General features: G+C 60.0%; 16 protein-coding genes and 5 pseudogenes. 11 read left to right on the top strand and 10 right to left on the bottom strand.

The genetic code is table 11. From position 1 onward, the window contains the following. The first annotated feature begins 118 nt into the window (after window positions 1-118). From AB4N76_RS00535 to AB4N76_RS00520, 4 genes are all read left to right on the top strand, one after another. Window positions 119-1,084 (top strand): tripartite tricarboxylate transporter substrate binding protein, encoded by a 966-nt coding sequence (locus AB4N76_RS00535; RefSeq protein ID WP_460163967.1) that lies wholly within the window; start codon window positions 119-121, stop codon window positions 1,082-1,084. A 1-nt stretch (window position 1,085) separates the two neighbouring features. Further along, entirely contained in the window at window positions 1,086-1,580 is a 495-nt protein-coding gene (locus AB4N76_RS00530; RefSeq protein ID WP_223523584.1) for a tripartite tricarboxylate transporter TctB family protein, read from the top strand. Window positions 1,581-1,604: 24 nt separating this feature from the next. Then, window positions 1,605-3,113: a tripartite tricarboxylate transporter permease gene (locus tag AB4N76_RS00525; RefSeq protein WP_046032095.1), complete on the top strand. Its 1,509-nt coding sequence runs from the start codon at window positions 1,605-1,607 to the stop codon at window positions 3,111-3,113. Window positions 3,114-3,358: 245 nt separating this feature from the next. Next, complete coding sequence (locus AB4N76_RS00520) at window positions 3,359-3,946, top strand: LysE family translocator (RefSeq protein WP_046032096.1); 588 nt, start codon at window positions 3,359-3,361, stop codon at window positions 3,944-3,946. On the opposite strand, the gene AB4N76_RS00515 is transcribed toward AB4N76_RS00520, so the two are convergent. Together AB4N76_RS00515 and AB4N76_RS00510 are read right to left on the bottom strand one after the other, a co-directional pair. Further along, window positions 3,947-4,780, bottom strand: a complete 834-nt coding sequence (locus tag AB4N76_RS00515) for an AraC family transcriptional regulator (protein WP_046032097.1) — start codon at window positions 4,778-4,780, stop codon at window positions 3,947-3,949. Between the two features lie 35 nt (window positions 4,781-4,815). After that, window positions 4,816-5,319, bottom strand: coding sequence for a VOC family protein (locus AB4N76_RS00510; protein WP_223523579.1), 504 nt, complete (start codon window positions 5,317-5,319; stop codon window positions 4,816-4,818). A 254-nt stretch (window positions 5,320-5,573) separates the two neighbouring features. Here AB4N76_RS00510 and AB4N76_RS00505 point away from each other — a divergent pair, with 254 nt between their 5' ends. Further along, window positions 5,574-5,822 (top strand): hypothetical protein, encoded by a 249-nt coding sequence (locus AB4N76_RS00505; protein WP_046032099.1) that lies wholly within the window; start codon window positions 5,574-5,576, stop codon window positions 5,820-5,822. Between the two features lie 21 nt (window positions 5,823-5,843). Here AB4N76_RS00505 and AB4N76_RS00500 read toward each other — a convergent pair whose 3' ends face one another. Next, on the bottom strand, window positions 5,844-6,761 hold the full coding sequence (locus AB4N76_RS00500; protein WP_046032100.1) for a LysR family transcriptional regulator: 918 nt from the start codon (window positions 6,759-6,761) through the stop codon (window positions 5,844-5,846). 114 nt (window positions 6,762-6,875) lie between these two features. On the opposite strand from AB4N76_RS00500, the gene AB4N76_RS00495 reads away from it, so the two are divergent. The 5 genes and pseudogenes from AB4N76_RS00495 (at window position 6,876) to AB4N76_RS00475 (ending at window position 11,903) form a co-directional block, all read left to right on the top strand. Beyond that, window positions 6,876-7,721: an oxidoreductase gene (locus AB4N76_RS00495; RefSeq protein WP_077432062.1), complete on the top strand. Its 846-nt coding sequence runs from the start codon at window positions 6,876-6,878 to the stop codon at window positions 7,719-7,721. A gap of 311 nt (window positions 7,722-8,032) precedes the next feature. Then, window positions 8,033-8,488 carry a (2Fe-2S)-binding protein gene (locus AB4N76_RS00490; protein ID WP_046032102.1) on the top strand — a complete coding sequence of 152 codons (456 nt, stop codon included), beginning with the start codon at window positions 8,033-8,035 and terminating at the stop codon, window positions 8,486-8,488. 24 nt (window positions 8,489-8,512) lie between these two features. Continuing rightward, window positions 8,513-10,682: pseudogene (locus AB4N76_RS00485) on the top strand (xanthine dehydrogenase family protein molybdopterin-binding subunit). A gap of 1 nt (window position 10,683) precedes the next feature. Further along, a complete protein-coding gene (locus AB4N76_RS00480) occupies window positions 10,684-11,265 on the top strand; it encodes a hypothetical protein (protein WP_046032104.1) in 582 nt (193 codons plus the stop codon). 73 nt (window positions 11,266-11,338) lie between these two features. Further along, a pseudogene (locus tag AB4N76_RS00475) lies at window positions 11,339-11,903 on the top strand (GGDEF domain-containing protein). A gap of 5 nt (window positions 11,904-11,908) precedes the next feature. Here AB4N76_RS00475 and AB4N76_RS00470 read toward each other — a convergent pair. Beyond that, the gene (locus AB4N76_RS00470) at window positions 11,909-12,340 is read right to left on the bottom strand and encodes a VOC family protein (protein ID WP_460164657.1); all 432 of its coding nucleotides are present in this window, start codon (window positions 12,338-12,340) and stop codon (window positions 11,909-11,911) included. A 104-nt stretch (window positions 12,341-12,444) separates the two neighbouring features. On the opposite strand from AB4N76_RS00470, the pseudogene AB4N76_RS00465 reads away from it, so the two are divergent. Continuing rightward, window positions 12,445-13,306: pseudogene (locus AB4N76_RS00465) on the top strand (LysR family transcriptional regulator). Between the two features lie 180 nt (window positions 13,307-13,486). Here AB4N76_RS00465 and fabI read toward each other — a convergent pair. The 6 genes and pseudogenes from fabI to AB4N76_RS00435 form a co-directional block, all read right to left on the bottom strand. Beyond that, window positions 13,487-14,281: an enoyl-ACP reductase FabI gene (gene fabI, locus AB4N76_RS00460; protein WP_046032108.1), complete on the bottom strand. Its 795-nt coding sequence runs from the start codon at window positions 14,279-14,281 to the stop codon at window positions 13,487-13,489. A 19-nt stretch (window positions 14,282-14,300) separates the two neighbouring features. Further along, window positions 14,301-15,910, bottom strand: a pseudogene (locus AB4N76_RS00455) (ABC transporter ATP-binding protein). A gap of 1 nt (window position 15,911) precedes the next feature. Beyond that, window positions 15,912-16,931: an ABC transporter permease gene (locus AB4N76_RS00450; RefSeq protein WP_046032110.1), complete on the bottom strand. Its 1,020-nt coding sequence runs from the start codon at window positions 16,929-16,931 to the stop codon at window positions 15,912-15,914. A gap of 1 nt (window position 16,932) precedes the next feature. Next, window positions 16,933-18,006 carry a microcin C ABC transporter permease YejB gene (locus AB4N76_RS00445; protein ID WP_046032111.1) on the bottom strand — a complete coding sequence of 358 codons (1,074 nt, stop codon included), beginning with the start codon at window positions 18,004-18,006 and terminating at the stop codon, window positions 16,933-16,935. 4 nt (window positions 18,007-18,010) lie between these two features. Next, window positions 18,011-19,853: pseudogene (locus tag AB4N76_RS00440) on the bottom strand (extracellular solute-binding protein). Then, a complete protein-coding gene (locus AB4N76_RS00435) occupies window positions 19,850-21,664 on the bottom strand; it encodes an extracellular solute-binding protein (protein WP_371916740.1) in 1,815 nt (604 codons plus the stop codon). Before AB4N76_RS00435 ends, AB4N76_RS00440 begins: the two are co-directional and overlap by 4 nt. Window positions 21,665-21,737: the final 73 nt, after the last annotated feature.

Raw genomic sequence — 21,737 nt, 5'->3', positions numbered from 1 at the left:
CACACCACCTATCAAAACCATGACCTACGCTTGTTCACAGACGCCTGTTCAGTGAGCAACGCTTGCGCTTGGGCGAGATTTAATCAGCACTCACAAAAACAAGATCTGGAGACTGCTTATGTTCGCTGCGATCCGCCGCTTCAATTATGCCGTTGCCGTGGCTATCACCGCTGCCGCGCTCTCGACACCCGCCATGGCGCTGGACACCGTTAAGTTCATGGCCCCGGGGTCGGTCGGTGGCGGCTATGACCAGACTGCCCGCCAGTTGGGCAAAGCCTTGATCGAAGCCGGTGTCGCCAAAAGCGCCACCTACGAAAACAAGGGCGGCGCCGGCGGTACGCTGGGGCTGGCGCAGTTTGCCAATAGCACCAAGGGTGATGGCGAAGCGTTGCTGGTGGTCGGCGCAATCATGGTCGCGGGCATTGAGCAGAACAAACCGCAAATCACCTTGAAGGACGTGACGCCGATTGCCCGACTGTTCACTGAGTACAACGTCATTGCCGTGCGCAAGGAGTCCGACTTTAAAACTCTGGAAGACTTGCTCAAAGCCTTTAAAGACAAACCGACCAGCATCACCTGGGGCGGCGGCTCCAAAGGCTCGGTCGATCACATCGGGATCGCCGAACTGGCCGGCAAAATGAATATCCCGGTCGATAAGGTCAACTACATCGCTACCGGCGGTGGCGGCGAAGTGGTTGCCCAGGCATTGGGCGGCCAGATCAAAGTGATCACCGGGGGGTATGCGGAATTGGGCCAATACATCAAGGCCGGCCAGTTCCGTGTGCTCGCCATTGGTGCTCCGGCACGCGTTGCCGGGATCGATGCACCGACCCTCAAGGAGAAAGGCTACGACGTGACGATCGGCAACTGGCGCGGTGTCTACGGCGCCGCAGGCCTGAGCCCCGAGCAGCGCCAGACGCTGACCGACGCCGTGGTGGCGGCCGCCAAGAGCAAATCCTGGCAGGACAATATTCAAATCAACGCATGGTCGCCGAGTATTTTGACCGGCGATGAATTCGGCAAGTTTGTTGACGAAGAACACGTGCGCCTACGGGAGATGCTGGTCAAAGTCGGGCTGATTTGACATGAGCGGACCCCGTACCATCGTGGTGCCACAGTTGGCGATTGGCCTTGGCCTCATCGCCATCAGTGGCGTTCTGGCGTTCGGTGCCTGGCGGTTTCCTCCTGAAAGGGGCTTCGTGATTTTGGGCGCTCATGTCTATCCCATGGGGCTGGCGGTGTTCCTCGGTGTCGTCGGTTTGCTCTTGAGTTACCAGGCCAGTACCGGTGGGTTTCGCGAATTGGCGGACCACAATGACGAGTCGGCCAAGGTGCTGCCCGACGGCAAGCTCGGTGCCGCCTGGGTGACGGCGGGGCTGGTGGGGGTTGCGTTGTTGATTAACCTCATCGGCTTCGTCCTCTCGGCCGGGTTGCTGTTTGCCTGTTCGGCACGTGGGTTCGGCAGTCGCCATCCGCTTCGGGACCTGGCCATCGGCATTGCCTTGACGCTACCGATTTACTGGCTGTTCAACGTCGGGCTCGGCGTTTCCCTGCCGCCCCTTATCAACGCCTGGCTCTGATCCGGCCCGAAGGAGTGCAATCCGGTGGATATTCTTGCAAGCCTGGCGATGGGGTTTTCCGCCGCGTTGTCGCCGATCAATTTGATGTGGGGTTTTATCGGCTGCCTGCTGGGTACCGCGATTGGCGTGTTGCCCGGTATCGGTCCGGCACTGACGGTGGCGCTGTTGCTGCCGATCACGGCCAAGGTTGATCCCACCGGAGCGTTGATCATGTTCGCCGGTATTTACTACGGCGCACAGTTTGGCGGCTCGACCACCTCCATCCTGCTCAACACGCCGGGGGAGTCGTCCTCCATGGTCACAGCGCTGGAAGGTAACCTGATGGCCCGCAACGGTCGGGCCGGGCCGGCACTCGCCACCGCGGCCATCGGTTCATTTGTCGCCGGGACCATCGCCACCATCCTGCTGACGCTGTTCGCCCCCGTGGTGGCCACGCTGGCGCTGAAATTTGGTCCAGCGGAATATTTTGCGATCCTGGTGTTGTCGTTCACCACCGTGTCGGCGGTACTCGGCGCATCGATGCTGCGCGGTTTTGCCTCACTGGGGGTTGGCCTGACCATCGGGTTGATCGGCCTGGACTCGACCTCTGGCATCGCCCGCTACACGCTGGGCGTGCCGGAACTGGTGGACGGCATCGAAGTGGTGTTGGTGGCTGTCGGTTTGTTTGCGGTGGGGGAGGCGTTGTACAGCCTGCTCTACCAGAGAGAAGAAACCAGCGGCCGGCATCGCATGTCTTCGTTGTGGATGACCCGCGCCGACTGGAAACGCTCGGTTCCGGCCTGGCTGCGCGGCACGTTGATCGGTTTTCCGTTCGGCTCGATTCCGGCGGGTGGTGCCGAGATTCCGACGTTTCTGTCCTATTCGGCCGAGCGCAAGCTGAGTAAATACCCGAAAGAGTTTGCCGGCAGCAAAGGCGAGGGCGCGATTGAAGGGGTCGCCGGCCCCGAAGCGGCCAACAATGCCAGCGCGACCGGTTCGTTGGTGCCGCTGCTGACCCTGGGCATCCCGACCTCCGCCACAGCGGCGATCCTGTTGGCCGCGTTCCAGAACTACAACCTGCAACCGGGCCCGATGTTGTTCCAGACCTCGGGCGACCTGGTCTGGACCCTTGTCGCCTCGCTGTACATCGGCAACGTCATCCTGCTGGTGCTGAACCTGCCGCTGGTGGGGCTATGGGTCAAGTTGCTGCAAATCCCCCGGCCCTATTTGAACGCCGGCATCCTGGTGTTTGCCACCATCGGCGTGTACGGGATGCGCCACTCTTCGTTTGATCTGTTGCTGATGCTTGGCATCGGTTGGGGCGGGGTGCTGATGCGCCGTTTCGACTTTCCCGTGGCGCCTGTGATCGTGGGCATGCTGCTGGGGCCGATGGCGGAGAAGCAGTTGCGCAACGCCTTGTCGATCAGTCAGGGCGACTGGACGACCTTCTTTACCCAACCCATCGCCGCGTCGTTCCTCGCATTGACGCTGCTGGTGCTGGTCGTTCCGCATGTGCTCCATGCCCGGGGCATCAAGCTACACGAGGACGATTGAGTCAACGCCCGCCCCCTGTAGCAGCTGCCGAAGGCTGCGTTCGGCGGCGCAGCCGTCGTAAAACCTGAATGCACGTCGTACCTGAAACACCGAGTCGTCGGGTCTGACGACGGCTGCACCGCCGAACGCAGGCTTCGCCAGCTGCTACAAAAACGTGCCAATGCTTTAGGCAGTTTTCTTCAATACGCAGGGTTGGGTGCTCGTTACCGTGGGCGCTGATTTCCCTGAATTGAAGAAGGTGTGCGATGAGTCTGATTATCTCCATGGCAACGTTTGCCCTGGTCGCGTCGATAACGCCGGGGCCGGTGAACATTGTGGCGTTGAGTTCGGGCGCGCAGTACGGCTTTCGCGCCAGTCAACGGCATGTCGCCGGGGCAACGCTGGGGTTCGTTTTGTTGCTGGTGCTGATGGGGCTGGGGTTGCATGAGGTCTTGCGGTTGTGGCCGGCGCTGACGCGGGTGGTGCAACTGGCGGGCGTGGCGTTTTTGTTGTTCATGGCCTGGAAACTGGCGGCGGACGATGGCCGGCTCGATGCCAACGTGACGGGCCGGGCGCCGTCGATGCTGTACGGCGCAGTCATGCAATGGCTCAACCCCAAGGCGTGGCTGGCGTGTGTGGCTGGGATGGGCGCCTTCGTCGCGGACGGTGAGGCGCGGTTGGTGTGGCAGTTTGCGGCGGTGTATCTGGTGATCTGTTATGTGTCGGTGGGTTGCTGGGTGTACGCCGGGACATTTCTGCGTGGCTACTTGAGCAACCCGGCGGGCATGCGCCTGTTCAATCGGACCATGGCGGTGCTGTTGGCCGTGTGTGCGGTGTATCTGTTACTGCCCTGATCAGCCGCGATACTGTCCCGGCGTCGCGGCCAGGTGCTGTTTGAATGCCCGCTGAAAATGCGCCTGATCAGCAAACCCCGCTTCCAGCGCGACATCGGCGATCAACTTGCCGTTACGCAATTGATCCCGGGCGAACTGGATACGCCGGTTGACCAGGAACGCGTGGGGCGTCATGCCGTAATGCTGTTTGAAGGCGCGGATCAAGTAGGACGGTGACAGCTGAGCCGCTTCGCAGATGTCTTCAAGCTTGAGCAGGTGCGTGCAGTTGTCGCGGATGTAGTCGGCGGCCCGTTCCAGCTTGAAATTGGGTTCGCGCAACGGGAGGTCGAGCGGTTCGAGTCGCTGTTGCACATCGGTAAAAAACTCCACCGCCGCACTGTGTTTTCGCAGCACATCCTGTTCGGGATCGACCAATATTTGGTAGAGCTTTTGCAGGCCGACAAACAGCTGTGGATCGCGGGTATGGGTGGTGGAAAACCGCCGGAACGCCGAGTCCTGGTTGAAGCCGAGCTGATGCTGCAAATCGGTCAGCCACGGCGTCTCGACATACAGCATCAGGTACGACCATGGCTGATCGTCGATTGGATTGCAGGCGTGCACGTCATGGGGATTCATCAGCACCACGGTACCGGCGCTGACCTGAAACGCTGATTGTTCATGGTGATAGGTGCTGCACCCGGCGGTAATCGCACCGATGGAAAAATGCTCGTGGGCGTGTCGGGTGTAGCAGACTTCGCGGCCGTCGGCGATCGCGCGGGCCTCGATGAAGGGCAGGGCTTCATCACGCCAGAAGCGCGGGGCTTTGTCGGCGTTTTTGGCAGCAGCGTGCTTCATCTTCGGCGTCCTCGACAGGTCAGCCCTGGAGTGTATTAGCTCTCGCCGTCAAAGGCTCGTTGCAGCTCGGCAATGTCGAGTTTTTTCATCTGCATCATGGCCTGCATGGCGCGCTGGGACTTGGTCGTGTCCGGATTATTCAGCATCTCCATGAACGGAATCGGCACGATTTGCCAGGACAGGCCGAATTTGTCCTTGAGCCAGCCACACTGCTGGGCCTGTGAGTCGCCGCCGTTGGAGAGCTCGCCCCAGTAATAGTCGATTTCCTCCTGGGTCTGGCAATTGACCTGGAAGGATACCGCTTCATTGAACTTGAAATGCGGGCCGCCATTGAGGCCGGTAAAAGGTTGCCCGTCGAGCTCGAAGCTGACCGTCAGCACCCACCCTTCGGGCATGCCGTGAACCTCCTGGCCGGCCTTGCCGTAATGGGTGGTGCCGGTGATTTTTGAATGATCGAAGATCGAACAGTAATACTTCGCCGCCTCTTCGGCCTGAGTGTCGAACCAGAGGCACGGAGTCAGTTTTTGCACGCGATGCATGGTGGCGCTCCTCTACGGGTTACTCATGCTGGACTATCAGCGTAGTCAGCCTGTCGCCAATCGGTTGGACCGTAGATCGATAATTGGGTGAAAAAATGAAGTCATATTGACTTGGGTCATGGTCATATCGACTAATTTGTGCTGTGGTCGATATGACTCGTCTATTTTCAAGTTATTGATTTTAAACGGGTCGCTGCCTGGCACGAGACTTGATAGTCCTACGTACAACTGATCTGATTCGGGAGTACGACAAAATGTTCGATTTTTTCAATAACCCGCTGAACGTTCTGCACCTGTCGAGCAAAGTGCTGGGTGCCGGCCTGACTATGCTGTTTGCCGGTATCTACGGCGCCTATCTGTACGCCGGTCCGATGTCGATTGTGCTGCTGGTGTCGATGCATGCCATGACCATCATCGGGCCTACGTTCCTCAAGATTGGCTACGTCATGCGCCTGCTGGCCCAATATCGGTTGAGTAAAGGCCTGACTCCTGCGGTGGTTTGAGGCCGGCTGGAAAGCCCGGAACTAGCGGTTGAGGAAGCGCTGGTCGGCGATCCACCGGGTGGCCAGATCGATGAAGGCGCGCAGTTTTGGCTGTGTCTGTGTACGGCTCGGAAAGTACAGGTACAAGGCCGTGCTCAGAGGGACAAACGGTTGCAGCACGCGCTCCAACTGACCCGTCGCCAATTCGTCGATGATCTCCAGATCGCAGGCATACGCCAATCCCTGGCCATTGCGGGCGGCAGAGATCAGCAGCCGGCGATCATTGACCGTCAACCCGCCCTCGACGCCTACCGTAAAATCTCGTTCGTTACGGCGAAACTCCCAGCGGTGAGCGCTGCCGGAGGTCGAGAAGCGAAAGCCGATGCATTCATGTCCGGTCAGGTCTTCGGGGCTGAGCGGTTTTCCAGCCTTGGCGAAGTAGGCCGGCGAGCCCACCACCGACCACTGCAAATCCGATGTCAGGCGCACGGCGATCATGTCTTTCTCTATGGACTCACCGAGCCGGATCCCGGCGTCGAAACCGCCGGTCATCAAGTCGACGGTGGCATCGTCCAGAGAGATATCGAGGCTGACTTGCGGATACGCCTGGCGAAACAGCGGAATCAGCGGCTCGATCAATAAAGCGCCGGACAACCGTGGCGCGGTGATGCGCAGCGTGCCCATCGGTTGATCGCGGAAACCGCCGAGCATCGCCAGCGCTTCATCGATCTCGCTGGCCGCCGGACGCAAGCGAGCAAACAGACTGGCACCGGCCTCGGTCAAGGCGACCCGGCGTGTGGTGCGCTGAAACAACAGCACACCGGTACGACGTTCCAACAGCTTGATCGCATGGCTGACTGCCGTAGGCGTCACCGCCAGGCGAGAGGCCGCGACGGTGAAGCTCTTGTGCTCGGCGACCGCCAGAAACTCGGTCAAACCGTCAAAAGGATCCTGGTTCATTGTCAGCGCCATTATGAAAGACAGTTTCATAGTGCTTGTAGCACGAGGCCATTTTTCAAACCAATCGGTCTGCGTACCTTGTGTTCACCCCCCAATGATCACGAGGATTCAACCATGACCACTTCCCACTCTTTCAAACGTGTCTGGCTTATCACGGGTGCTTCGCGCGGTATTGGCGCCAGGATCACGGCCGCCGCACTGGCCAATGGCGATGCGGTCGTTGCCACCGCCCGTGACGCGAAGACCGTCATTCAACGCTTCGGCGATCAACCCGGTTTACTGGCGGTTACCCTGGATGTCACCGATGAGGCGCAAGGCATTGCCGTCGCCAATACCGCCATTGAACACTTCGGGCGCATTGACGTGCTGGTCAACAACGCCGGTTACGGCTTGCTCGGAGCGGTCGAGGAAGCCAGTGCCGATGAAGTCCGGCGCCTGTACGAAACCAATGTGTTCGGCCTGTTGAATGTCACCCGTGCCGTTCTGCCCCACATGCGCGCCGCTCGCAACGGGCATGTGATCAATCTCTCGTCCGTGGGTGGCTACGCGTCGGGGCCGGGTTTCGGCGTGTATTGCTCGACCAAATTTGCCGTCGAAGGCTTGAGCGAGGCGTTGCATGCCGAGTTGGCGCCGCTGGGCATCAAAGTGACCGTGGTGGAGCCCGGCTACTTCCGTACTGAGTTCCTCGAAGGTAATTCATTGGTCGAATCCCCGTCCTCGATTGGCGACTACGACGGCACGGCGGGTCAGGTGCGCCAAATCGCCAAGGCTGTGACCCTCAATCAGCCGGGTGATCCAGACAAACTCGCGCAGACCATGATCACCTTGGTGGAATCACAAAATGCGCCGCTACGCCTGCCGCTGGGCAGTGATTGTGTGGCGGCGATTGAAGCCAAAAACACCTTTGTTGCTGCAGAGCTGCAGGCATGGCGTGAAGTGTCGGTGTCCACTGACTTCTAAACCCCCGTAGCAGCTGCCGAGCCCGCGAGGCTGCGTTCGGCGACGAAGTCGTCGTTAAATCAGCCGCTGCGGTGTGACAGTAAAGCCGCATTCGCGGTATTTACGACGACTGCGTCGCCGGACGCAACCTCGCGGGCTCGGCAGCTGCTACATAACCTATGGATGCAGTCTTGTTGGCGTGACCGGTGGTCGATGAACCGGTCTCGCCCGGCAATTTGCGCTTAGCTGAAGGGATAACCCAAAGGCGCGCGTAGACAGTCGACCGTCACAGCGACGCCCTTCAGGACACTGTGAGTCTGAGGAACTTCACCATGTTGACCCTCAACATCAATGGTCAGGATCAGGAACTGGATGTCCCCGCGGACATGCCGCTGCTCTGGGTCCTGCGTGATGTCGCGCACCTGACCGGCACCAAATTCGGCTGTGGAATGGCCCAGTGCGGCGCTTGTACCGTGCACGTCGATGGTGCGCCGTTGCGCTCCTGCATCACACCCGCCACCGCCGTGGCCCATGGGCAGAAAATCCTCACCATCGAAGGCCTGTCCACCGACGGTTCGCACCCGGTTCAGCAAGCGTGGGCCGAGCTTGATGTGGTCCAGTGCGGGTACTGCCAGTCCGGGCAGATCATGTCCGCCGCTGCATTGCTGGCGAAGATCCCCCAACCCACTGACAGCGACATCGATCAGGCGCTCTCCGGCAATATCTGCCGTTGCGGCACGTACCCAAGGATCCGCGCAGCAGTCAAGCGCGCCGCCGAGATAGGTTGATGCCAGGCTAGGGGAGTCCGAACAATGAACAGCATTCTGGTTAGTTCACGTCGCGGTTTTCTCAAGGGTAGTGCCCTGTTGGGCGGTGGTCTGGTGGTGGCGTTTGTCATCCCCGGTGCCCATCGTTTTGCCTTGGGTGCGGAGAATCAAGGCGATGTATTTGCGCCCAATGCCTTTTTGCGGATCGGCAACGACAACAGCGTCACGGTGCTGCTGGGTCACTCGGAAATGGGCCAGGGTATCTGGACCGGCCTGACCATGTTGATCGCCGAAGAACTGGACGCTGATTGGTCGAAAATCCGCGTCGAACACTCACCGGCCTCTGCGGCCGAGTACGGGATGCCCGCTTTCGGTGGCATGCAAATCACCGGCGGATCGACCTCGACGTGGATGGAGTTCGACCGCTATCGGCAGGCCGGCGCAGCAGCCCGCCTGATGCTGGTTGAAGCGGCGGCCAAGCGCTTCGACGTCGCGCCTCTCGCAAATCCGTACCGAGTCCGGTGTGGTCTTTGCCGGCGATCAGCAAGCAACCTACGGCGAACTGGCCGATGACGCCGGCAAGTTGCCAGTGCCGGACCCTGCCTCGATCAAGTTCAAGGAAGCCAAGGACTGGAAGGTCATCGGCAAACCCACCAAGCGCCTGGACACGCCGGAAAAAATCACCGGCCGCGCCAAGTTCGGCATGGACGTGCAGTTCGACGGCTTGATGACGGCCATGGTTGCGCGTTCGCCGTACTTCGGCGGGAGCGTCAAATCCTTTGAAGGCGCCGAAGCGCTGGCGGTGCCCGGCGTGCATAAAGTGGTGCAAGTGCCCACGGGCGTCGCGGTGATTGCCGATCACTACTGGGCTGCAAAGCTGGGGCGCGACGCACTGAAGATCGACTGGAACCCGGGGCCGAACACGGGGCTCGACAGCCAGAAGCTGCTGGAAAGCTTCCGTAAACTGGCGGCCACGCCCGGTATTTCAGCCAGCAAGGCCGGCGATGCCAACGCGGCATTGAGCAAAGCGGTCAAGTCTGTCGACGCCGAATACAGCGTGCCGTACCTGGCCCATGCGCCGATGGAACCGCTCAATTGCACGGTGAAAATAACCAAGGACAAATGCGAGATCTGGACCGGCACGCAGTTTCAGACGCTGGACCAAATGATCGCCGGCAAAATTACCGGGCTCAAACCCGAACAAGTTGAGATTCATACCGAGTTCCTCGGTGGCGGCTTCGGGCGTCGGGCCAATCCGACCTCGGATTTTGTCGCCGAAGCGGTGCAGGTCGCGAAAGCCGCAGGCGCACCGGTGAAAACCGTGTGGGCGCGCGAGGATGACATTCGCGGCGGTTACTACCGTTCGATGTTCCTGCATCAGGCAAAAATCGGGCTGGATGCCGACGGCATGCCGATCGCCTGGAAACACGCGATGGTCGGGCAATCGATCATGGCCGACACCCTGCTTGAAGCCACCATGGTCAAGGACGGCATCGACAAAACCTCGGTCGAAGGTGTCGCCGACAGCCCGTATATCGAAGACCTGGCCAATCATCAGGTTGATTTGCACTCGCCGAAAACCGGAATCAGCGTCTTGCGGCTACGGTCGGTCGGGCACACCCACACGGGGTTCGTCATGGAGTCATTGATCGATGAACTGGCCGACGCAGCGGGCAAGGACCCGGTGGAATACCGACGGACCTTGCTGAAAACCACCCGCGGCACTTGGGGGTGCTGAACCTGGCGGTCGAGAAAGCCAACTGGAAGGCGCCACTGCCGGACGGCCACGCACTGGGCGTGGCGGTGCATGAATCTTTCGGCAGTTACGTTGCACACGTCGCCGAGGTGTCTCAGGACAACCTGGCCATCCGGGTCCACCGCGTGGTGTGCGCGGTGGACTGCGGGATTGCCGTCAACCCGATGAGCATCGCGGCGCAAATGGAATCCTGCGTCACCTTCGGCCTGAGCTTCGCCTTGCACAGCAAACTCACGCTCAAGAACGGGCAAGTGGTGCAGTCCAATTTCCACGACTATCAGGTGCTGCGGCTCAACGAAATGCCGGTGGTCGAAGTGCATATCGTGCCGAGCACCTGAACGCTCTGGCGGCATCGGCGAGACCGGTGTTCCGCCCGTTGCACCGGCTGTGGCCAACGCGGTGTTTGCCCTGACCGGGCAGCGTCTGCGGGAATTGCCGTTGCAGTTGTCGGGGGTGTGAGATGAAACGACATCATTGGTTGCTTGGGACGGCGATCCTTATCTGTCTCGTAGCCTACGCATCGCACGTGTTCGCCGATGACCGCGAGGCCTTGCAGGCGTTCGATACCGTGCAAAAAGTCTTCCAGAGCCCCCGCTGCCAGAATTGTCATATCCCTGGGGATTCCCCATTGCAGTTCGATGCGGGTACGCCTCACGCGATGAATGTGGTGCGCGGGATGGATGGTAAAGGCGCTGCCGGGTTGCCCTGTGCGACCTGTCATGCCGAAACCAATGCGCCCGCCAGTTACGGGCCGCATACGCCACCGGGGGCGCCGCACTGGAGCCTGCCGCCCGCCGTGCACAAAATGGCCTGGATCGGGCTGCCGGCCGACAGGCTCTGCGCATTGATCAAGGATCGCGCGAGCAATGGCGACCGTGATTTTACGGCACTGATTAAACATGTCAGCGAAGACAAACTGGTGCTTTGGGGCTGGAATCCGGGAGTGGGGAGGCCGCCGGTGCCGGTGCCTCACGATATTTTCGTCACACAGTTCAAACTGTGGGCGGAGGCTGGAGGGCCGTGTCCGCTGGTGGGCAGTTGACCGGCGGTCCGTAACGGGGAGTCAATGCTGGTATGGCCGACTCTAAAGACCATACCCGCCAACGGAGTGAGTCATGCTAATTCCAGGCAAACCGGTCAAGCCAGGTGCTGGCGCCGTTCCCGTACGCCTCGCCGCAACAAGAACGCGAATGGCTGCGTGACCTGGCCCGCAAGGCCGAGCAAGAGCTGACGGGCGTGCAGATGGCGAGCATGGACGAGCTGACCTTGCTCCCCAATCGCCACGGGTTTACCGCGCTGGCCCAACAAGGGCTGGACGCTTGCCAACAACTGGAGAAACCGGCCACGTTGTTGCTGTTCAACCTTGATGACTTCAAACGCACCCACTACCTGTATGGCCGGGCCGCGAGCGATAAAGCGCTGAAAATCTTCGCTGATGTGCTGCGCATTGCCTTCCGCGAAAGCGATGTGATCGGTCGCCTCGGCAGCGATAAGTTTGCTGCGTTGCTCACCGGTTCAGGCGCGGTCGACAGGGAAGCGATCGAGGCCCGTCTTGAAGAAATCCTTGCCGAGCGCAATGCCGCGGCCCATCGCGCCAACGACATGCGTTTCAGTATCGGCCAGATCGAATACGACGCCCTGCGTCACGGCTCAATCGAAGGGCTGCTGGCCGAGGCGTGACGTATTCACTTGGCAAACAACTGACTCAGGTCCTTGAATGCCTTGAATTCCAGCGCATTGCCGCATGGGTCGAACAAAAACATCGTCGCTTGCTCGCCCACCAGGCCCTGAAAGCGAATGCCGGGTTCGATCACGAACTGCGTGTCCAACGCCGTCAAACGCTGCGCCAGCGCCTCCCATTCACCCATGCTCAACACCACGCCGAAATGCGGAACCGGCACGTTATGGCCGTCCACGGCGTTGGTGTGCGCCGCTTCCTGAGAGGCGTTTTTCGGCGCAAGGTGAATCACCAATTGATGGCCGAAAAAGTTGAAATCGACCCAATGATCGCTGGAGCGACCTTCTTCCAGACCAAACACTTCGCCGTAGAAAGAGCGCGCAGCGCTCAGGTCATACACTGGAATCGCCAAGTGAAAGGGGACAGTTGCATCGCACAGGCCTCAGATAGTCAGGAGTTGAGGCAGTTTAGCGCTGTGCTTTTTCATTGAAAGACGATAGTTTTTGCGTCGAGCTCAAATTATTTCGATCAATCGAGACTGCCATGCTGCGGGAATTGAAAACCTTTATTGCCGTCACGCGTTACGGCACTTTTGCGGCGGCCGGCATGCACATTGGCCTCACGCAATCAGCGGTCAGCGCGCAAATGCGCAATCTTGAGCAGGCGTTGGGTATCCGTTTGTTCGACCGTACCGGTCGTCAGGCGATTCTCAATGCCGCCGGGCAACGGGCATTGCCGATGGCTAAGGAGATGCTGGACACGTTCAACCGCATGGCGGTCAGTGATGATGTGAGCGAGTTTCGCGGTGAGTTGAAAATCGGTGCGGTGGCCACCGCCCAGACTGGATTGTTGCCCCAGGCACTGTTGCGATTGCGCCAGCAAGCGCCGCTTTTGGAGCCGAAACTGGTGCCGGGTGTGTCGTTGAATCTGTTGAGTCAGGTGGACACCGGTGAAGTGGATTTGGCCATTCTGATCAAGCCGCCGTTTGAGCTGCCCAAGGAACTGTCGGCGCAGGTCATTCGCCGGGAGCCGTTTGTGTTGATCGTGCCGACGGCGCTGGAGGGCGATGACCCGTTGCAGATCCTCGCGAACCATCCTCACGTGCGCTATGACCGTAACTCGTTCGGCGGTCGCCTGGTGACGCGGTTTTTGCGCGAACAGCAGATTGACGTGCAAGTGGCGCTGGAACTGGATGAGCTGGAAGCGATCGTGAAAATGGTCGAGTGCGGGCTGGGCGTATCGCTGCTGCCGGAGGCGGGGCTGTGGCTTGAGTATGGGGCGAAGGTCCGGATCATCCGGGTTGGGCGAACTGACGTTCTATCGGGAAATGGTGTTGTTGCAGCGTTACAGCCAGCGGATGCAGCCGATTCAGCAGTTGTTTGCCGATTGCCTCACTAACGACTAAACACATAACCCCTGTGGGAGCGGGCTTGCCCGCGATAGCAGTGTGTCAGTTGGCATCCATTTTGATCGTGAGTCCGCCTTCGCGGGCAAGCCCGCTCCCACAGGGGATTCATCAACCCTGAAATCCCAGGCATAAAAAAACCCGCCGGGGCAGGCGGGTTTTTTATCGGCTAGCCGAAGATTACTCTTCGAGGCTACCCATTGCAGTGGTGTTGAAGCCACCGTCAACGTACATGATCTCGCCGCTGATGCCGGACGCCAGGTCCGAGCACAGGAAGGCGCCGGCGTTGCCGACTTCGTCGATGGTGACGTTGCGACGCAGCGGGGTTTGCGCTTCGTTGGCGGCCAGCATCTTGCGGAAGTTCTTGATGCCGGAAGCGGCGAGGGTGCGGATCGGGCCAGCCGATACGCAGTTGACGCGGGTGCCGTCCGGGCCCAGGGAGCCGGCCAGGTAACGCACGCCAGCTTCCAGCGAAGCCTTGGCCATGCCCATTACGTTGTAGTTCGGCATGGTGCGCTCGGCGCCCAGGTACGACAGGGTCAGCAGGCTGCCATTGCGGCCCTTCATCATTTCGCGACCGGCCTTGGCCAGGGCCACGAAGCTGTAGGCACTGATGTCGTGAGCGATGCGGAAACCTTCGCGGGTGGTGGCTTCGGTGAAGTCGCCGTCCAGTTGGTCGCCCGGGGCGAAGCCAACGGAGTGCACGATGCAGTCCAGGCCGTCCCACTTCTTGCTCAGTGCTTCGAAGACCTTGGCGATTTCTTCATCGCTGGCCACGTCGCACGGGAAGCACAGTTCAGGGCTCGAGCCCCAGCCTTGTGCGAATTCTTCGACACGACCTTTCAGCTTGTCGTTCTGATAAGTGAAGGCAAGCTCAGCGCCCTCGCGATGCATGGCGGCAGCGATGCCGGATGCGATGGACAGCTTGCTGGCGACACCGACGATCAGTACGCGCTTACCGGCGAGAAAACCCATGTGTTGCTCCTCTTTCAGGTTATTGCGCAGTGGCTGGTGCCAAAAAAGCGGCTTCCAGCAACTGCTGTGTATACGGATGTTGGGGGGCGGCAAAGATACTTTGCGCGTCTCCTGTTCGACCACTTGGCCATGCTTGACCACCATCAGCTGGTGGCTCAGCGCTTTAACGACAGCCAGGTCATGGCTGATAAACAAATACGTCAGGTTGTACTTGGTTTGCAGTGAACGCAGCAGCTCCACCACTTGGCGTTGTACGGTGCGGTCGAGGGCCGAGGTCGGCTCGTCCAGCAAAATCAACGCCGGTTTTAACACTAATGCCCGGGCAATGGCGATTCTCTGCCGTTGCCCGCCGGAAAATTCGTGGGGGTAGCGGTGCCGGGTTTCCGGGTCCAGACCTACCTCCTTGAGCGCTTCAATAATCGCTTGTTCCTGTTGCGCCTCGGTGCCCATCTTGTGGATCCGCAGACCTTCGCCGACGATCTGGCTCACGCACATCCGTGGGCTCAGGCTACCAAACGGGTCCTGGAACACCACCTGCATCTCGCGGCGCAGCGGCCTGACCTGTTGCTGCGTCAGGCAGTCTAGCTGCTGGCCTTCAAAACGGATGGCGCCTTTGCTGCCGATCAGCCGCAAAATCGCCAGACCGAGCGTCGACTTGCCCGAACCGCTTTCACCGACAATCCCCAGGGTCTGCCCCTGCGGCAAGCTGAAATTGATCCCGTCCACTGCCTTGATGTGGTCGACGGTCTTTTTCAGCAAGCCTTTCTTGATCGGGAACCAGACTTTCAGGTCCTCGACTTGCAGCAATGGCGGCCCGATTATATTGGTCGCCGGCGTGCCGCTGGGCTCCGCTGCCAGCAGTAACCGAGTGTACGGATGCTGCGGCGCGCGGAACAATTCTTCGCACGATGCCTGTTCGACGATGCAACCGCGCTGCATGACACATACGCGATGCGCAATTCTTCGCACAAGGTTCAAATCATGGCTGATCAGCAGCAGCGCCATGCCCAATCGGGCCTGTAATTCCTTGAGCAATTCGAGGATTTTCAGCTGAACGGTCACGTCCAGTGCGGTGGTCGGCTCGTCGGCGATCAGCAGTTCCGGCTCGTTGGCCAGGGCCATGGCGATCATGATCCGCTGGCGCTGGCCGCCGGACAATTCGTGGGGCAGGGCCTTGAGGCGTTTATGCGGTTCGGGGATGCCGACCATCTCCAGCAGTTCCAGGGTGCGTTTGGTCGCCACTTTGCCAGTCAGGCCTTTGTGAATGCCCAGCACTTCATTGATCTGCTTTTCGATGGAGTGCAACGGGTTGAGCGAGGTCATCGGCTCCTGGAAGATCATCGCGATCCGGTTGCCACGGATATGGCGGATGGACTTTTCGCCCATGTTCAGCAGGTTTTTGCCAGCGTACTCGATGGTCCCGGATGGATGCCGGGCGAGCGGGTAGGGCAGCAGTCTCAGGATCGAGTGGGCGGTGACCGATTTACCGGAACCGCTTTCACCGACCAGCGCCAGGGTTTCGCCACGCTTGATATCAAAGCCAACGCCTTCGACCACGCGCTGTACCCGTTCGCCGATACCGAACTCGACGGCCAGGTCGCGCACTTCGATCAGATTGTCCTGATTCATTTCACTTCCTCGGGTCGAAGGCATCGCGAGCGGACTCGCCGATAAACACCAGCAAACTCAACATCAGCGCCAGCACCGCGAACGCGCTGATGCCCAGCCACGGCGCTTGCAGGTTGGATTTGCCCTGGGCCACCAGTTCGCCCAGTGACGGGCTGCCTGCCGGCAGGCCGAAACCGAGGAAATCGAGCGCCGTCAGGGTGCCGATGGCGCCGGTCAGGATGAACGGCATGAACGTCATGGTCGAGACCATGGCGTTGGGCAGGATATGGCGGAACATGATCGCACCGTTCTGCATGCCCAGCGCCCGCGCCGCGCGCACGTATTCAAGGTTGCGGCCACGCAGGAACTCGGCGCGCACCACGTCCACCAGGCTCATCCATGAAAACAGCAGCATGATCCCCAGCAGCCACCAGAAATTCGGCTGTACGAAGCTGGCGAGGATGATCAGCAGGTACAGCACCGGCAGCCCGGACCAGATCTCCAGGAAACGCTGCCCGGCCAGATCCACCCAGCCGCCGTAAAAGCCCTGCAAGGCCCCGGCGATCACGCCAATAATCGAGCTGAAAATGGTCAGGGTGAGGGCGAACAACACCGAAATCCGGAAGCCGTAAATCACCCGCGCCAGCACGTCCCGACCCTGGTCATCCGTGCCAAACAGGTTATCCGCCGACGGCGGTGCCGGGGCCGGGACCTTCAGGTCGTAGTTGATGCTTTGATAGCTGAACGGAATCGGCGCCCACAGCACCCAGGCGTCCTTGGCCTTGAGCAGTTCGCGGATGTACGGGCTCTTGTAGTTGGCTTCCAGCGGGAATTCGCCGCCGAACGTGGTTTCCGGGTAGCGCTTGAGCGCCGGGAAGTACCAACTGTTGTCGTAATGCACCGCCAGCGGTTTGTCGTTGGCAATCAGTTCGGCGCCAAGGCTCAGGCCAAACAGCAGCAGAAACAGCCACAGCGACCACCAGCCGCGCTTGTTGGCCTTGAACAGTTCGTAACGTCGTCGATTGAGCGGGGACAGGTTCATCTCAATGCTCCCGGCTTTCGAAGTCGATGCGCGGATCGACAAAGGTGTAGGTGAGGTCGCCGATGAGTTTCACCACCAGGCCCAGCAAGGTGAAGATAAACAGCGTGCCGAACACCACCGGGTAATCGCGGTTGATCGCGGCTTCAAAGCTCATCAAACCGAGGCCGTCGAGGGAGAAAATCACTTCCACCAGCAACGAGCCGGTAAAGAAGATGCCGATGAAGGCCGACGGGAACCCCGCGATCACCAGCAACATCGCATTGCGGAACACATGGCCGTAGAGCACGCGATGACGGGTCAGGCCTTTGGCTTTGGCGGTGACCACGTACTGCTTGTTGATTTCATCGAGAAAGCTGTTTTTGGTCAGCAGGGTCATGGTCGCGAAGTTGCCGATCACCAGCGCCGTGACGGGGAGCGCCAGGTGCCAGAAGTAATCGAGGACCTTGCCGCCCATGCTCAGCTCATCGAAATTGTTCGACGTCAGCCCGCGCAACGGGAACCAGTCAAAATAGCTGCCGCCGGCGAACACTACGATCAGCAGGATCGCAAACAGGAAGGCCGGGATTGCGTAGCCGACGATGATCGCCGAACTGGTCCAGACGTCGAAGTGGCTGCCATGCCGGGTGGCCTTGGCGATCCCCAGCGGGATCGACACCAGGTACATGATCAGCGTGCTCCATAAGCCGAGCGAGATCGACACCGGCATCTTTTCCTTGATCAGGTCGATGACCTTGGCGTCGCGAAAGAAGCTGTCGCCGAAATCCAGCGAGGCGTAGTTCTTGACCATGATCCACAAGCGTTCCGGCGCCGACTTGTCGAAGCCGTACATGTGCTCGATTTCCTTGACCAGCGCCGGGTCCAGGCCTTGGGCGCCGCGATAGGCGGAACCGGCCACCGACACTTCGGCACCGCCACCGGCGATGCGGCTGGTGGCGCCTTCGAAGCCTTCGAGCTTGGCGATCATCTGCTCTACCGGGCCGCCGGGCGCGGCCTGGATGATCACGAAGTTGATCAGCAAAATGCCGAACAAGGTCGGAATGATCAGCAGCAGTCGCCGAAAAATATACGCCAGCATCTGATTACTCCGTGCCCACAGGGTCGGCTTGCAGTTTGATTTCGACTTCTATTGCCGGTTTCGCATCCGGCTTGATCCACCAGGTGTTGATGCCGATGTCGTACTTGGGTGAAATTTTTGGATGACCGATGTGGTTCCAGTACGCCGCGCGCCACGTCTTGATATGCCAGTTGGGGATCACGTAATAACCCCATTGCAGGACGCGGTCCAGTGCGCGGGCATGGGCCACCAGGCTTTTGCGCGAATCGGCGTTGATCAGTTGCTCGACCAACTGGTCCACCACCGGGTCTTTGAGGCCCATCGAATTGCGACTGCCGGGTTTGTCGGCGGCGGCCGACATCCAGAATTCACGCTGTTCATTACCCGGAGAACCGGACTGCGGGAAGCTGCCGACGATCATGTCGAAGTCGCGTGAGCGCACGCGGTTGATGTATTGCGAGACGTCGACCCGGCGGATGACCAGGTCGATCCCCAGATCGCTCAAATTGCGCTTGAACGGCAGCAGCACACGCTCGAACTCGGTCTGGGCCAGCAGGAATTCGATTTTCACCGGTTTGCCCGTGGCATCGACCATTTTGTCATCGACGATCCGCCAACCGGCCTCTTGAAGCAGTTGATAGGCTTCGCGCTGGTGATCGCGAATCATGCCGCTGCCATCCGTCTTCGGGTTCTCAAAGGCTTCGTTGAACACTTTGTGCGGGGATCTGGCTGCGAAACGGATCGAGGATTGCCAGTTGGTCGGCATCCGGCAGGCCGGTGGCGGCCATTTCCGAGTTTTCGAAATAGCTGCGGGTGCGCGCATAGGCGCTGTTGAACAACTGCTTGTTGGTCCATTCAAAGTCCAGCAGCAGCGCCAGGGCCTTGCGCACGCGTACATCCTGGAACAGTGGGCGGCGCAGGTTGAACACAAAACCCTGCATGCCGGTGGGGTTGCCGTTGGGGATTTGTTCCTTGATCAGCCGGCCCTCGGTGACGGCCGGGACGTTGTAGGCGTTGGCCCAGTTCTTCGCGGTCATTTCCAGCCAGTAATCGAACTGCCCGGCCTTGAGCGCTTCGAGCGCGACGGTGTTGTCGCGGTAGTACTCGGTGAGCATCACGTCGAAGTTGTAGAACCCGCGATTGACCGGCAAGTCCTTGCCCCAGTAATCCTTGACCCGCTCATAGCGAATGGAGCGCCCGGCCTTCACCTCGCTGACTTTGTACGGGCCGCTGCCCAATGGCATTTCGAGGTTGCCCTTGTTGAAATCGCGGTCCGCCCACCAATGTTTCGGGAGCACCGGCAACTGGCCGAGAATCAAGGGCAGCTCGCGGTTGTTGGAGTGTTTGAACTTGAACAGCACAGTCAGCGGGTCTTCGGCGACCGCTTCCGCAACGTCGTTGTAGTAACCGCGATAGAGCGGCGCGCCGTCCTTGGTCAGCATCTGGAAGCTGAACACCACGTCTTCGGCGCGGATCGGGTGGCCGTCGTGGAAGCGCGCTTCGGGGCGCAGGTAGAAACGCACCCAGCTGTTATCCGGGGCTTTCTCGATCTTGCCGGCCACCAGTCCATATTCGGTGAACGGCTCGTCCAGCCCTTGTTTGGCGAGGGTGTCATAGATGATGCCGATGTCGTCGGCCGGAACGCCCTTGCTGATAAACGGGTTGAGACTGTCGAAGCCACCGAAACCGGCCTGACGGAAGATCCCGCCCTTGGGCGCATCCGGGTTCACGTAGTCGAAATATTTAAAGTCGGCCGGGTACTTCGGCGGCTCGTTGTAAAGGGTCACGGCATGTTGCGGTGCGGCGCAGGCCAGCCCGGCGAACAGCAGACCGCTGGCCTGCAACAGCAGGGCGCGTACGGGTTTCATTGATCTTTCTCCGAAGATTTCAGCCACCACGCGCTCAGGCCCAGGGTGTAGGGCGGCGTGGTCACGAAGGCCAGGCGATTACGGTAGGCCAGGCGGTGATAATTGAGGTACCAGTTGGGAATACTGTAGTGCTGCCACAGCAATACGCGGTCCAGCGCTTTGCCCACGGCCACTTGTTCGTCGCGGCTTTGAGCGGCGAGCAATTGTTCAAGCAAATGATCGACCACCGGGTTGGCGATACCGGCATAGTTTTTACTGCCCTTGATTCCGACCTGGCTGGAGTGGAAATACTGCCACTGCTCCAGACCCGGGCTGAGGGTCTGGTTGAGCGTCATCAGAATCATGTCGAAATCGAACTGATCGAGGCGCTGTTTGTACTGGGCGCGGTCGACGGTGCGAAGTCGCGCGTCGATACCCATGCTGGCGAGGTTCTCGACGTAGGGCTGGAGGATGCGCTCCAGGTTCGGGTTGACCAGCAGGATCTCGAATCGCAGCGGTTGGCCAGCGGCGTTCTGTATGCGCTGGCCATTGAGCTTCCAGCCGGCCTCAGCAAGCAGCCCAAGGGCTTTGCGCAGGGTTTCCCGGGGAATGCCGCGGCCGTCGGTGTGCGGCAGGCTGAACGGCTCGGTGAAGAGTTTGGCGGGCAACTGCTCGCGATACGGCTTGAGCATCAGCCATTCGTGACCAACGGGCAGCCCGGTCGCAGAAAACTCGCTGTTGGGGTAATAACTCAAGGCGCGCTTGTAGGCCCCGCTGAACAGCGTTCGGTTGGTCCACTCGAAGTCAAACATCAGGCCCAGCGCTTCCCGGACCTTGACTTCGGCCAAGGTCGGCCGTCGGGTATTCATGAACAGGCCTTGGCTCTGGGTCGGGATCTGATGCGGGATCTGCACCTTGATCACCTCGCCGCGACGCACCGCCGGGAAGTTGTAACCGTTGTCCCAGTTCTTCGCCTGATGCTCGATGTAAACGTCGAACTCGCCGGCCTTGAAGGCTTCGAAGGCGACATCGCTGTCACGGTAGAACTCGACCTCCATACGATCGAAATTGTACTTGCCGCGATTGACCGCCAGGTCTTTGCCCCAGTAATCCTTGACCCGCTCAAACACGATCTGCCGCCCGGGGGTTACCGAGGTGATGCGATACGGCCCGCTGCCCAGTGGCGGTTCGAAGGTAGTGGCCTTGAAGTCGCGACCTTTCCAGTAGTGCCGGGACATCACCGGCAATTCGCCCAGCCTCAGGATCAACAACGGATTGCCGGCGCGCTTGAAGACGAAACGAACGCGGTGCGGGTTGAGGATGTCGACGCGCAACACTTCCTGAAGGCTGGTGCGGTACAGCGGATGACCTTCCTTGAGCAGCATGCGGTAGGAGAACGCGACGTCGTACGCGGTGATTGGCGAACCATCGTGGAAGCGCGCTTCGGGGCGCAGGTTGAACACCACCCAACTGCGGTCCTCGGTGTATTCCAACGACTGGGCGATCAGGCCATAACTGGAAGTCGGCTCGTCGCCGGACGGTGCGTACTGGCCGGTGCCGACCATTAGCGGTTCATTCAGCTCATTGATCCCGTATTGCAGGAAATTCGGCGTGGTCACCGGGCTCGTGCCCTTGAAGGTGTAAGGATTGAGCGTATCGAAGGTGCCAAACGCCATCACCCGCAATGTACCGCCCTTGGGCGCTTGCGGGTTGACCCAGTCGAAGTGGGTAAATCGGGCCGGGTACTTGAGCGTGCCGAACTGCGCATAACCGTGGCTTTCGCTGATCGTCGCGCTTGCGGTGGAGCTCAAGGCCAGGCTGATCAGGAGCAGGAGGAGGGGACGCTTCAAGTCAGGGATCCGATCCAGGCGGCTTGGGCTTTGTGGGCCGTACAGTAACAGCTTG

Source organism: Pseudomonas sp. S2_F03 (assembly GCF_054668335.1).
This window is presented reverse-complemented; position numbering and strand designations above follow the sequence as displayed.

Excerpts from the sequence above, each read along its gene's own strand:
- AB4N76_RS00535 (WP_460163967.1), top strand. The coding sequence starts at position 119 with ATGTTCGCTGCGATCCGCCGCTTCAATTATGCCGTTGCCGTGGCTATC.
- AB4N76_RS00530 (WP_223523584.1), top strand. The coding sequence starts at position 1,086 with ATGAGCGGACCCCGTACCATCGTGGTGCCACAGTTGGCGATTGGCCTT.
- AB4N76_RS00520 (WP_046032096.1), top strand. The coding sequence starts at position 3,359 with ATGAGTCTGATTATCTCCATGGCAACGTTTGCCCTGGTCGCGTCGATA.
- AB4N76_RS00515 (WP_046032097.1), bottom strand. The coding sequence starts at position 4,780 with ATGAAGCACGCTGCTGCCAAAAACGCCGACAAAGCCCCGCGCTTCTGG.
- AB4N76_RS00510 (WP_223523579.1), bottom strand. The coding sequence starts at position 5,319 with ATGCATCGCGTGCAAAAACTGACTCCGTGCCTCTGGTTCGACACTCAG.
- AB4N76_RS00505 (WP_046032099.1), top strand. The coding sequence starts at position 5,574 with ATGTTCGATTTTTTCAATAACCCGCTGAACGTTCTGCACCTGTCGAGC.
- AB4N76_RS00500 (WP_046032100.1), bottom strand. The coding sequence starts at position 6,761 with ATGAACCAGGATCCTTTTGACGGTTTGACCGAGTTTCTGGCGGTCGCC.
- AB4N76_RS00495 (WP_077432062.1), top strand. The coding sequence starts at position 6,876 with ATGACCACTTCCCACTCTTTCAAACGTGTCTGGCTTATCACGGGTGCT.
- AB4N76_RS00490 (WP_046032102.1), top strand. The coding sequence starts at position 8,033 with ATGTTGACCCTCAACATCAATGGTCAGGATCAGGAACTGGATGTCCCC.
- AB4N76_RS00480 (WP_046032104.1), top strand. The coding sequence starts at position 10,684 with ATGAAACGACATCATTGGTTGCTTGGGACGGCGATCCTTATCTGTCTC.
- fabI (WP_046032108.1), bottom strand. The coding sequence starts at position 14,281 with ATGGGTTTTCTCGCCGGTAAGCGCGTACTGATCGTCGGTGTCGCCAGC.
- AB4N76_RS00450 (WP_046032110.1), bottom strand. The coding sequence starts at position 16,931 with ATGAACCTGTCCCCGCTCAATCGACGACGTTACGAACTGTTCAAGGCC.
- AB4N76_RS00445 (WP_046032111.1), bottom strand. The coding sequence starts at position 18,006 with ATGCTGGCGTATATTTTTCGGCGACTGCTGCTGATCATTCCGACCTTG.